The organism is Orenia metallireducens (genome assembly GCF_001693735.1).
Lineage (GTDB): Bacteria > Bacillota > Halanaerobiia > Halobacteroidales > Halobacteroidaceae > Orenia > Orenia metallireducens.
In genome coordinates this window covers 137,549-150,543 of the sequence record NZ_LWDV01000005.1, presented here as the reverse complement: position 1 = coordinate 150,543, position 12,995 = coordinate 137,549, and the positions used below count along the sequence as shown (strand labels likewise).

Annotated in this window: 12 protein-coding genes; 1 reads left to right on the top strand and 11 read right to left on the bottom strand. The window is 33.0% G+C overall.

Features of this window, described 5'->3' with window-relative positions; all coding sequences use genetic code 11:
* Positions 1 to 268: 268 nt before the first annotated feature.
* Complete coding sequence (locus U472_RS01295) at positions 269 to 757, top strand: ferritin family protein (RefSeq protein WP_068714726.1); 489 nt, start codon at positions 269 to 271, stop codon at positions 755 to 757.
* Positions 758 to 782: 25 nt separating this feature from the next.
* Here U472_RS01295 and U472_RS01290 read toward each other — a convergent pair whose 3' ends face one another.
* The 11 genes from U472_RS01290 to cooS form a co-directional block, all read right to left on the bottom strand.
* The gene (locus U472_RS01290) at positions 783 to 1,328 is read right to left on the bottom strand and encodes a carboxymuconolactone decarboxylase family protein (RefSeq protein ID WP_068714724.1); all 546 of its coding nucleotides are present in this window, start codon (positions 1,326 to 1,328) and stop codon (positions 783 to 785) included.
* Positions 1,329 to 1,531: 203 nt separating this feature from the next.
* Positions 1,532 to 1,753 carry a cold shock domain-containing protein gene (locus U472_RS01285; protein WP_068714779.1) on the bottom strand — a complete coding sequence of 74 codons (222 nt, stop codon included), beginning with the start codon at positions 1,751 to 1,753 and terminating at the stop codon, positions 1,532 to 1,534.
* Positions 1,754 to 1,949: 196 nt separating this feature from the next.
* Positions 1,950 to 2,276 (bottom strand): DUF4870 domain-containing protein, encoded by a 327-nt coding sequence (locus U472_RS01280; protein WP_068714722.1) that lies wholly within the window; start codon positions 2,274 to 2,276, stop codon positions 1,950 to 1,952.
* Between the two features lie 71 nt (positions 2,277 to 2,347).
* Positions 2,348 to 3,610 (bottom strand): HD domain-containing protein, encoded by a 1,263-nt coding sequence (locus tag U472_RS01275; protein ID WP_068714720.1) that lies wholly within the window; start codon positions 3,608 to 3,610, stop codon positions 2,348 to 2,350.
* A 236-nt stretch (positions 3,611 to 3,846) separates the two neighbouring features.
* Positions 3,847 to 5,793 (bottom strand): BREX system Lon protease-like protein BrxL, encoded by a 1,947-nt coding sequence (gene brxL / locus U472_RS01270; RefSeq protein ID WP_068714715.1) that lies wholly within the window; start codon positions 5,791 to 5,793, stop codon positions 3,847 to 3,849.
* Between the two features lie 226 nt (positions 5,794 to 6,019).
* Positions 6,020 to 6,787: an ABC transporter permease gene (locus tag U472_RS01265; protein WP_068714714.1), complete on the bottom strand. Its 768-nt coding sequence runs from the start codon at positions 6,785 to 6,787 to the stop codon at positions 6,020 to 6,022.
* The gene (locus tag U472_RS01260; RefSeq protein ID WP_068714712.1) at positions 6,777 to 7,697 is read right to left on the bottom strand and encodes an ABC transporter ATP-binding protein; all 921 of its coding nucleotides are present in this window, start codon (positions 7,695 to 7,697) and stop codon (positions 6,777 to 6,779) included. The genes U472_RS01265 and U472_RS01260 overlap by 11 nt, the downstream gene beginning before the upstream one ends.
* A gap of 299 nt (positions 7,698 to 7,996) precedes the next feature.
* Complete coding sequence (locus U472_RS01255) at positions 7,997 to 9,082, bottom strand: GerAB/ArcD/ProY family transporter (RefSeq protein ID WP_068714710.1); 1,086 nt, start codon at positions 9,080 to 9,082, stop codon at positions 7,997 to 7,999.
* A gap of 129 nt (positions 9,083 to 9,211) precedes the next feature.
* Entirely contained in the window at positions 9,212 to 10,462 is a 1,251-nt protein-coding gene (locus U472_RS01250; protein ID WP_068714708.1) for an NAD(P)/FAD-dependent oxidoreductase, read from the bottom strand.
* Positions 10,459 to 10,908 (bottom strand): 4Fe-4S dicluster domain-containing protein, encoded by a 450-nt coding sequence (locus U472_RS01245; RefSeq protein WP_068714706.1) that lies wholly within the window; start codon positions 10,906 to 10,908, stop codon positions 10,459 to 10,461. The genes U472_RS01250 and U472_RS01245 overlap by 4 nt, the downstream gene beginning before the upstream one ends.
* 203 nt (positions 10,909 to 11,111) lie before the next feature.
* Positions 11,112 to 12,992, bottom strand: a complete 1,881-nt coding sequence (gene cooS, locus U472_RS01240) for an anaerobic carbon-monoxide dehydrogenase catalytic subunit (RefSeq protein ID WP_068714704.1) — start codon at positions 12,990 to 12,992, stop codon at positions 11,112 to 11,114.
* Positions 12,993 to 12,995 lie beyond the last annotated feature (3 nt).

Sequence of the window (12,995 nt, the reverse complement as noted above, 5' to 3'; positions counted from 1 at the left end):
AAAGTTTAGTTATATCATTAACGATAGAATTAAGAGATTTAGATAAAAAAACAATTTAAAATTCATAAAATTTTCATTACTAATCTTTATGTTTATGGTCTTAATTATAAGTGAAATTGAATGTGGGAGTTCTTTTTCCTCTAAATACTCTACAATTTAAGAGTGCCTTAAATTAAAGTAAGTAGAATTATTTGAATTGTGTTACTTTAATAGCTATGATTGATAAACCTATCAAAACTTAGTATTATATAGAGAGGAGGTGTAATTTATGTCAACTCAATTTAATGCTTTAGAGATATTAAAGATTGCTATGAATGTTGAAAAACAAGGAGAGAACTTCTATAAAAGATGTGTAGAAGTCAACTCTGAACCAGAAGTTAAGGCGGTTTTCAAAGAATTACAAGAGGACGAACAAGAGCATTATCAATACTTTAAAAGGTTACTAGAAATCTTTGATGAAGAGGATAAAAGTATCACCAGAGACTATCTATATGACCCAGAGGTCAATCAATATTTACGTGCTTTGGTCGATACTAAGATATTTCCTGATGATGAAGAGGTTACTGATGATATCGCTCACAATCTACTTGAAGCGATTGAGGTAGGTATTAAGGCTGAAAAGAACTCTCTATTACTTTATAGTGAATTATTAGAGATGGAGATCGATGAACAGACCCTTGATGCTTTAGAAAAATTAATAATTGAAGAGAAACGCCACTTAATCAAATTAGAAGTATTAAAGAGTGCTATATCATAAATAAAAAGATTAACCTCCATGGAGGTTAATCTTTTTCTATATCCAATATTGCTGTGGTACGATTTAACCCTGAAAATAAATCAATTACTGCTATTAACTCTAATAGCTCCTCTTCTTGTAGAGCTAGTTCATCAAAATCATCATCACCTAATTCCCAAAAATTATTAGTAGCTTTATCTACAAATTCTAAGATTCTAGCTTCCACCTCAGTCAATAACTGATAATCTCCTTCTCTAACTTTCTCCAATACTTCTGGTGGATAACCTAACTGGATCAAGCCATTATAATGAGCATTGATACAATACTCAGCATTATTTAAGATGGATACTCGTAAAGCTACTAGCTTCTTTACCTTTACTGGTAATTCTTCATCCTTCATAATAGACTTCATCCGATTCCAAGTTGACCTTAAGATTTGAGGTTTATGAGCTAAAGTCTTAAAGAGATTGGGAATACTACCTTTCTGTGCTTTGATATCTAAAAAGACATCTTTAACTATTCCAGTAGACTCTTCTAGCTCTATTTTCTTAACTCTATCTTTACCTTTTAGAACAGTAATTGAATTAGCCATCTTTCCACCTCCTATATATATCTTCTACTATATATAGGATTTCAATTCAGAGATGTTACGATAATTTAGTGATGAGTAAGAAATAGAAATCTTTTTTCATCACTAGTTACTTCTCACCCATCACTTCCTAGATATCTATTCTACTTATGACCCTATAAATAAAAAAAGAGTGTCTAGGAAATCCCTAAGCACTCTTTTAAGATTTATAGCTTAACTACATTCTGAGCTTGTAGTCCTTTATCAGTTTCCTCAATAGAGAATTCTACATCTTCACCTTCTTCAAGGTTTCTAAATCCATCCTCATTGATTGCAGAGAAGTGAACAAATACATCGTCTCCATCTTCTCTTTCAATAAAACCAAATCCTTTTTCACTATCAAACCATTTTACTTGACCATTTAATCTTTCTCCATCATCTTCTACCACTTTAGTAGTATTATTACTTGTATTAGCTTTTCTAGCTTCTTTATTAACTTTCTCTACTCTACTATCATCAACAACTCCCGCTTTGGCAAATGCTTCGCCTAAGTTCAACATAGAGATCCCCTCCAAAAACCTTTTTATTTTATATATGCTCTAATTATGATAACATTCTAAGGTAGAGTTGTCAAATTTACTAACACTACAATCTCCTAGCCCATTTACCTGTAATTGGATAAGAGAAGTCATAGTCATTCCATACTTTCACAGTAGCAACAATAGCTGCAATAATCGATAGAGGACCAATTACTGCTAAAAAAGCAAAACCAATCAGCACAAAAGTTAAGACTGCACTAATCACTGTAGCCACTACCATTGCCCCTTGAAAGAATAAAGCTTCTCTAGCTTGAACCCTAATAAAAGAGTCTTCACTCAATAAATAGATAATTAATGGAGCCAAAATCGGTGCTCCAAATAAAATTCCTATATGAGCAATAGTAGCTAAAATCTTTTGGTCTGAAGTTAACATAATAACCTCACTCCTTTCTAATAATATAGTCAACTATATTATATTCAAATATTATTTAAAAGGTCATTTTATTAATACCCTAATATCTGCCGAATCTCTTCATATTCTTGTCCTTGACCTTCTAAGATAAGCTCCCTTGGATAGTAGAGATTATACATAACCTCTCTTTTACCAGCTATAGCCTTCACTGGATCTGACAGCTGAGAGAGCTCTTTTATACTTCCATTTTTACTCTGCAGATAGATTGGATTCTTGCTATGCTCATCCTCTGGTTGATAATAATCATAAGGAATATGATATGGATGATCTATAACTAAGTAATATTTAGGGTTGATTCCTACCTTCTCAAATAATGGTATTAACCTTTCATATAATCCATCCTTATCTTCACATTCGATTCTCTTTAGGAGTCTGCGGTCTAAGATTCTAGAGCTTAAATCAGCTAAGATTTGATCAGAACAATCTCTCCATTCTTGAAAGAGTGTTAAGATTAAAGAATCATCTAATCTTAAATAATCAACTAGATTTATCTCTCCTCTTAAAATATTTCTCAAACTCTCTGGTAAATAAAAATCAAATCCTGCTTCATAGAGATCAACTACCCTTTCAAATATCTTCTTCAAAATTATCTCTCCACTACGATTAGTTGGGTGAAAATAGACTTGCCAATACATAGCATAGCGGGCTAAGATATAAGCTTCAATCGAGTGCATTCCTGCTTCTCTAAATAGAACTTGTCCTTCAGTAGGCTTCATTACCCTAATAATCCTATCTAAATCAAAGTTTCCATATATAACCCCAGTTGCTTGAGAGTCCCGTAATAGATAATCCATCCGATCAGCATCAATCTGGCTTGATATTAAGCTTGCTATCAGCTTATTAGGGTGCTTTCCATCTAAGACCTGTACTACCTCATTAGGAAAATCAGGGCTAACCTCTGCTAATATCTTATTAACTTCACTATCACCAGCTATAATTCTCTTACTCCAAAGCTCATGATTGCCACCAAAGACACTCTCTAAAGAATGAGAGAAAGGACCATGACCTATATCATGTAACAAGGCAGTAACCTTACATAATAGTTCCTCTTTTTCTGATAAGACCAACTCTCCTTTACGGGCTAGCTTAGATATAATCTTTCTCATCACTTCATAAGTTCCTAAAGAATGAGCAAATCGACTATGTTCAGCACCATGATAGGTTACATAAGATATACCCAGTTGCTTAATCCTTCTTAACCGTTGCATCTCTTTACTATCAATTAAGTCTAAAATAACTTGATCATAAACATATACAAAATTATGTACTGGGTCTTTAAAGACCTTCTCTTTCATCATTTCAACCTCCTTTGGCTTTGAGTTGGTATATGGGTATATTCAGACAGTAACGAGTGACGAGTAACAGGTGAAAAGTTAAGTTCTTTACTGGTTACTCATCACTTGTCACTAGTTACTGAATATCCCATTATCTCTATTACGCCTCACTTTGACATTACTTATCTATACTAGCAAATTAACAATAAATAATATAATTATTATATCAAAAAAAGGGTTTGAATATATTCAAACCCTTAAACAACTAGAAATGATAAGATATCAAAGCCTATCTTACTAGGAACCTCCACAAAGATATTACTCTTTAGTGGAAATAGAATTTTAATCTGTCCATTATCCCCTTCTACTTTAATTGTCTTGATAGATTGGTTGACCTTATACTTTCTATAAAAACTACTATTTTCAGTAACTAGTAATCCTTCAGCCACAGATTTGTTATTTAATAAGGAGTAGATTGCAATCAAAAAGGGATTGCTTATATCAGAAGTAACTTCATTTAAAACTGGAGTAGCTGTAACATAAAAATCATTATTATTGAGTTGCTCCTTCAAATCTCCATGTAACCTTTTAGCCTTAATAATTAAAAAAGTCTTTCTAATATTCTTCTTTAACCCTTGGTCAAGCTCTCCTCTAAAGATTAGCTTCCCTTTTCCAGCCTTACAATGTATCTCTAGCTTTAACAAGGCAAATTTATCATCACCAACAACCTCGCCGATATAAACAGTCCCTGGAGGTAAGATTTTATACTTAAGCCCTGTTTTTGCTTCAGGAAGGAAAGTACGATAGACCTCCTTTGACTCTATATCTATATATTTAAAGCCAACTTCTTTATATTCAAAGGACCCCATCTTAATCAACTGCTTTTTAACTCTCTTCCTTCCCTCTAAAGCAATATCTAAGTACAGCTTTAAGTCCTCTTTAGTAAAGTCCCCAGCAGGATGTAATAACTTAATATATCCAGAAAGGGTTTTCTTAATAGCTCGCTCATCCCTAATATCCAGCTTATCATCTAGCAGAAAGTAATCATCTACCACTTGGGTGAAATCTAATTCACGCAAGTGATTTAAAGCTGTAGCTAAATAGGAGCTCTGTAACCCATAATGCTTGGTAAACTTATTATCTTTAAGCTTGTCCATCTCCCAACCAGGTAAATAAAAATGGAAGCGGTCAATTAAGGCTATATCCTGCATCAGTTCTGGCAAAGGGGCAAATAAATGGCTCCTATTTAATAACATAGATATATCCTCATTAATATTTCCTAAAAAGACCATTGAAGCATCGGTATTAATCTCTTCCTTGCCACGACTAAAAGAGCCAGATTCCATATAATCCTTTAAAATCTGAATTGCTGTCTTATCTTTAAAGTCTATATATGCTACCTCATCAAAGGCAACAACATCATTATCACCAACTAATCCAATCGTTCTAGTCCCCATGTTGTAAAATAGATTGGCTACTGTAGTCTTTCCTCCTGAAACCAAGATTGATTCTCTAGAGAACTGCCGATATAAATAAGACTTGCCTGTCCCCCTTAAGCCCAATTCAACAAAGTTATAATTCTTTTCAACAAAGGGGATTAATCTACTTAGATACAATAGTTTCTTCCTTTTAGATAGCTCTAAAGGCTCAAGACCTACACTTCTTAACAGCAGACAAGTCCATTGAAAAGTAGTAAATTTCTTTCTCCGTTCTTTAAAATCCTCTAAATTAAAATCCTTAAATTCAAGAGGCTCTAACTCTTCAATTTCAAACCTCTTCTTTTCATTACAATATTTTAACTTAATTTCTGACCACAGACTATTATTTAACAGATAAGTATACTTTATAGCTAATTTACGAGGGATAATTACATCTTTAATATCTAAATTGGATAACTGACATTGGTACTCTTGTTTGTCATTATTGAAGATAGTTCTAACCTTATCTATAACCAAACTACTACCCTCTTCTATAATCCTAGATTGTACCTCTAAACTGTCCCTAGCTTTAACTATCTTATCCTTAATAGTTTGAGCAATCAGTTGAACCTCTTTATCACTAGTCTTTTCCCCGTTATATTTAATTATCAACTGCTCTATTATATAATCAGGTAGACTCAACTGCTCCTTAAATTTCAATAACAATCCTTTATCAACAATTAAATCAGGGCATATCTCTTCAGCTTTATAATCTATTAATCCCATCTTAAGTTACCACCACTTTATAAAAAGAGTTAGTATTCTAAATAAAATCATATAAATATATAATTTCTTCATACTATTATAAAAACCTGCAAATTTCTCTGAGGGTTTAAAAGTAATATATCATTATAACAAATCAAGCTTTATTTAGTTAATTTCTAAGCTATCTAGAATATTAATCTAATTATATAACAAATTGTATATTTTTTTAAGTGATGAATAATACATTTTAGCTCTTAACCTTATATCCTATTTTAAATAAATAAGTAACTAAAAGTAATAATCCAATAACCAAACCCCCAATTATTATTCCTGAAACGCTAGGATTTATATCAGATTGACCTACAAAAGCATATCTAGTAGCATCTACCATATAAAAGACTGGATTAAATAAGGAGACCTTACTCCAAATACCAGGTAACCCTTTAACAGAATAGAATACACCACTTAAGAAGGTTAAAGGTGTAATAAAGAAGTTAGAAAAGATAGAGACATGGTCAAACTTCTCAGCCCATAAACCTGCAATAATTCCTAGTAAAGAGAAGATTGCAGAAACCATAAAGGCAAATAAGATTGCTAATAAAGGATGGGCAACCTCTCCTCCATAAAATAAGATAGATACCAAATAGATTACACTACCTACCAACATACCTCTGACAATTCCACCAATCATAAAACCTAAAGTAAGTTCAATATAGGAGAAAGGAGCCAATAAGAAGTCAATAATATTACCATTATACTTAGCTCCGATCAAAGATGATGATGTATTGGCAAAGGAATTTTGAATTAAACTCATCATAATCAGACCTGGAACGATAAAATTAATATAAGGGATTCCATATCCTACAACCTCTCTACTCTTAAAAGAATAAGAGAAGATAATCAGATATAATCCTGTAGAGATTAAAGGGGCAAAGATAGTCTGAATAGCCACCTTAGCGAATCTAGATACCTCTCTTTTGACAAGACTATAGAAAGTAACAGTATTAATTGTCATCACCCCCTAAATTAGTCAACTTAATAAAGACATCTTCTAGCTTTGCACTCTCAATATTCATATCAACAATATGTAAGTCTAAATTATTAATAAATTTAAGCAGATCATCTAGATCATTCTTACTTGCTTCTATCTCGATTCTATTATTCTCTTCATCTATTTTACAGTTAGTTTCTGCTAGTTTTTCCGATAATCCAATAACTGAATCAGCAAATTTGACACTAATAACCTTCTTATCAATAGAGTTGATTAAATTCTCTTTGGTATCAATCTTAACTATTTCACCTTTATTCATAATCGCAATCCGATCACATAATGTCTCTGCCTCTTCTAAGTAATGGGTAGTTAAAATAATCGTCTTTCCTTGGCGATTAAGCTTGATAACATAATCCCATAAGCTATTTCTCAACTCTACATCCACCCCTGCTGTAGGTTCATCTAAGACGATTATCTCTGGGTCATGTACCAAAGCTTTAGCAATCAATAACCTTCTTTTCATACCACCAGATAATTGGCGTGGTCCTATCTCTGCTTTATCAGTAAGTCCTAAAGCCTCAAGAAGTTCATTAATCTTCTTATCATTATTCTTAATTCCAAAGTAACCAGACTGAATCTCAAGGGTCTCTCTGACATTAAAATAAGGGTCAAAGGTAACCTCTTGTGGAACAATTCCTAAGGATTTTTTAGTCTCTCTATAATTAGTGATAATATCCTTACCTAGAACAGTAACTCTCCCAAAATCCTTATTAACTAATCCCCCTAAAATTCCAATCAAGGTGCTCTTACCAGCACCATTAGGTCCTAATAATCCAAAAAATTCTCCTTGCTGAATAGTTAAATTTATATCCTTTAGAGCTTTTAACTCACCATAATTTTTGTTAACATGTTCGATTTCTATGGCAACTGTCATAATCTTCCCTCCCCTCTTATTATAATAACTCTTTAAAGGAGAATAATCAAAAATTTAAACTATTTTTTATGCTTAATTATGATCTCTCATTTAAAAAATAATGTAAATAAAATAAATAAAAATTGTACAATCTAATATCTGTATATAAAATAAAAAAAATTATTAGACACGGATTAACAAAGATGAAACATCAAAACATAAAAAATTATTTTAGTCTTATTATTTTGAGTGATTAATTATATTTTTTAATGTTAAACTTTTCCATATATAAGTTGAACTAAATTTTTTAAAGAGCTAACTTAACTATCTTTTATATTCTTTCTCTTACCAAATAGCCAATAGACAACAATAAATAATATCAATGATAATCCATACCCAAAAAATAATTGAGCTACTATAATGTTTCCTAAAATATTCTCTAACAATATATTTTGAGACGAGAAAATAGCGACAGCTGTAACTAAAATAGCAAGTGGTATAAGAATACTTTTAGAATTATTTAGTTCAAATAATTCTGCAATAATCTTAGTAGAAACAAAATAAAATAATGATACCTTTAAAAATGTACCCATAACCCAAGTAACAAAAACTATAACTTCAAATCCTCTTATAGTCAGTTTAGTAACATCATACACAGGGAACTTCGATAATGAGGTTAAATTAATACTTAAAGTAATGATAGTAATTATAAATAAAAAAGCTATTGCCACTTGAACAAATATATTTGCATATAAACTCTTTTTTATACTTTGTTTATTTTCTGTTAAATAGGGTTTAAACATTAATAAGAGATTAGGTATCATAATAAGCCAAAGCATCGGTAAAATACTTGCTTTAATAATAGATTTTAAATTAAACTTTAAAGGCTGAAGTCTATTCCAGTCTACTGTATTACTCTTTAATATAATAAATAGGATTATAATAATAATAATAGAAATCATTATTATTGTCACAATTTTTGACATTCTTGATAAAACTTCAACACCATTATTTACTAAATAAACAGCTAATATACTTATAGTAACATAAAAGAAAATCGTATTTACTTCAGACATATTAAAATTAATAAAATCAACAGTTTCAAGAAGAATGAATGGAGTATCAAGTACAATTACAATAATATAAGGAAGAAGAATTATCCTTCCCAAAATTGGACCCAAAATAATCTTAAAATCCTTTATAACACTATAATTAGAAAAATCTAAACTAAGTTTTAAAAGAATATAATGGAGAATTGCAACTACTGACCCACCTAATATAATTGATATCCATCCAGCTGTTCCAGCATCTTTAGCTAAACTGGCTGGCACTGATAGGATAAGTGTGGGCATAACTATTATTATGCTTAAATAAAAGATTTGTTGGCTACTTATCCGTTCTTTCATATTTTAACCCTCCTAAGGTAAACTTGTCTATTACTTATTCTAGAATTTAAGATATATTTAGTTTATTTAAATCATCTTACTATTATCCAATCATCCAAAAAAAGACCTCGAAAGATTCGAGGTCTAAGCTTAATAACTAAAAACTCCATCCTTATTCTCTTTAAAGAAATCAGCATATGTCAAATTGAAGATATCATCTAGCTTATCACTTAAGTCTATTTTATCTTTAATCAATCTCCCATAAACCCCTGAGCCATTTATCTCTCCTTGGAAGATTGCTCCCTTTAATTTATTATTCTGTAGGATTAACTTTTGATAGTTATCCTTATCCTCTCTAATTAAAGTCTGATAGCCATCATCCTCTGCTTCTATTAAACCATAAGTGATAGTTGATAATCCTAAAAAACGCATTGAATTTTGATAGGCAAAATTATCACTTAGCCTAGTGGTGATTCCTACCATATTACAGGCAGCTACCTCTCCTTGTTTAATAGCTAAAGGCCAGATAGGTGTTAGAGCTAATTCGTTAGTAAATAACTCCTTTGACTGAGCCACATCCCCTGCTGCATAAATATCTTCTAAACTACTCTGTTGATATTCATCAACTATTATGCCCTGATCAACTTCAATCTCTGTACCTTTAATCAAACCTATATTTGGTCTAACACCTGTAGCTACTACAATTAACTTTCCATCTATTATCTGACCATCAGTTAATTCTAAACCTCTAACATAATTCTCATTATCAGCTAAGACCTTATTGGCTCTAGCATTGGTAATTATCTCAATACCACTCTCTTCAAACTTAGCCTGATATTTAGCTGCTAATTTATCATCTAGCTGCAGTGGTAAGATTCTATCTGCCATCTCAATAACAGATACTTTAACTCCTAGCTCAGCTAGCCCTATCGCTGCATCTATTCCTACTAACCCTGCTCCAATAACTATAGCTTGCTCAATCTCTTTAGCTGAATCTTTAATCTCTAGAGCATCATCTAAATTTCTCAATCCATAGATACCTTCAGTCTCAGACAAATTTTCAATAGGTGGGAAGAAAGAGCTTGCTCCTGTAGCTAGCAATAACTTATCATAGAAGATACTCTTTCCATCCTCTAATATAAGTGACTTTTGATTAGGTACAACAGAGCTAACAGTCTTCCCTTTAATCCAGTTAATCTTATTCTCTATAAAAAAGTCTTTAGGGATAAAGTTTAATTCCTCTACATCCCTCTGCCCACCAATTAGATAATGGAGCATACAACGGGAGTAGACCTTATCATCTTTAGAGATAATAGTTATCTCACTATCATCATCTAATTCTCGTAGCTTCTTAGCAGCACTAATTCCTGCTGCACTAGCACCAACAATTACATATCTCATGCTCTCCCCTCCCCTACTTCAATCAATTCTATAGCCCCTGTGGGACAGTTCTCTATACAGGCTGACTTTTCTCTATCCTTACATAAGTCACACTTAAAAGCAACATTAGCATTAGTATCCTTATTTATCATTCCATAGGAACAACTCATCACACACATCCAACATCCTGCACATTTATTCTGGTCTAAAGAGACAATCCCAGTCTCTTTATCCTTAGTTAAAGCACCAGACATACAGGCTTCAACACATTCTGGCTTGTCACAATGGCGACAGAAGATTGGAGCTACTTCTCCTTGACTGCTCTGTTCAATTAAATTAGCTGACTGATTACTTGTATCTAATAAATCCAGTGTATCGATATTCTCACCATTATGCTTAGCCATACAAGCTAGCATACACCCTTTACATGCTTCACATAGCTGACGGTCTATATATATACGTTCCATATATTCACCCCTTCTAGAGATATTGCGACACTTTCGTGTCAGTTGACAGTGTATAGTTGACAATTTACAGTTAAAAGATTAAAAACTTCATAAAAGCTCTATAATATAAAGGTTTAAGTATTATTGAACTTAACTGTACATTGTACACTGTCAACTGTATACTTAGGTAAAAAGTGTCGCATTATCCTTCTATTATCTCAATCTTACAATCCCAGCCCACTTCTACGATCAAGAATAATCTCTTCTAACTTATCAGCTGCACTCTCAATCTCAGTATCGATAATTAGTTGACCTCCAGTAATTTCAGGTAGATTCTTAGTTAGAGTATCAACTATAATCTCACTTCCTGTGACAAAGGGAGGTAAAGCTAAATGTAATGGCAAACCTAAAGCCAATCCAAAGGCACCATCAGCTAATGCTTGCTCTTCTAACCATTGGGGCGCTGACAATACTGCTGGAAGTTGTGGTAAGTCAACATCTAAAGCCTTAGCCAATTCAACAGCTACTTCTTCTACACGACCAATCGATAAACAAGGTCCAAAGTTAAGTACAGGAGGGATTCCTAACTCTTCACAGACCTCTCTTAGATTATCTCCTGCTAACTTAGCTGCACTTGGTGATACCAATCCACAGTTCTCTAATCCCCCTGTAGTACAACCAGCCGATAAGACTAAGATATCACGTTTGATTAGCTCCTTAGTCAATCCTACAGAGAAGACATCATGCCCTTTGGCTGTTAAGTTAGAGCATCCTACTACAGCAGCTACCCCTTTGATCTTACCACTAGCAATCAAATCAATTAATGCTTTATAATTACCTCCTAAGAACTTACGTAAGGATTTTTCACTTACCCCTGTTACTACATCATCATAGCCATGGTCCTTTGGAATATCAATCTCAATTTTACTACGGCGATTCTGATAACTCTCCACTGCTGCTTTAATCAGCTTATCAGTAATCTCTGGTGCTTTAGCTGGATCAAATTTAAGCATCTCAGCAGTTGTCTTCTTAGCTACATCATCAATAGCAATCATCTTAACTTGATACTTTTCTGCTACCAGCTCTAAGCCTGGAATTGTACAATTGAACTCAGATATTACCAAATCAATTCCACCAGTAGCCAATAAAGCTTCACTTGTATAGTTATTACCAGCATGACCAGCAAAGACATCCTTATAATGGGCTCCACGCAACTGTAAGTCTTGACCTACACAGGTTGAACCGACTATTTTAAATCCTTTTGCCCCAACATCTTGAGCCATCTTAGTAGCTTCTTCTGTAATTAAAGCATCCTGCAAATGAGCAATCATTGTATGCTGATGCCCTGTTACAACGATATTGATATAATCTTCATCTACAACCTTAAAGCCAACCTTATCTTGGGTGATTTCTGGCTCTCCTAACATCACATCATTGAGCAAATTAGTCATATGTAATCCATATAATCCTGTAGAGATTCCTAAGTTAAGTACATGCATTAACATATCAACTGGATCACTTGATAAGTTAGTACTTGTCTTCACAAGGGCATCAAAAACTTCTGATTTAGCTCCCCCTGGTATGATGTCTAGCTCCTTCCATTTCTTAAGCCTTGGAGAATAAGCTAGCTTCTCTACTAATTCCATCTTTTTATAACGTGGCTTATATAAATCAGCCAATACCTTCTCAGCTACTTGAACTGCTTTCTCATTTACATCTTCAGCCTCAACATCAAAGAGTTCAGCCAATTCATCTAACATTTCTAACCCTTTTAACTCTGTAGCATAATTACCTAGACCAGCTTCTCTTAAATTATTAGCTGTATTCTCAACTACATGGAGATAACAAGCTGCTCCTGCAGCTACATTTCTTAAGAAATTACGGGCTACAATCGTATCAGCATCGGCACCACAAACTCCTCTTGGTGATTTAGGAGTAATTCGGCAGGGTCCATTTGAACAGAGACGACAGCAGACCCCCTTCTTTCCAAAACCACATTTCACAGACTGCTTAGGTTCACGATTAAATGAAGTCTCCAATTCTGGCTTACTATCTAAAAACTCACATAACCTACAATCAGCAGAAGTACATCTTTCTTTAACCATTAT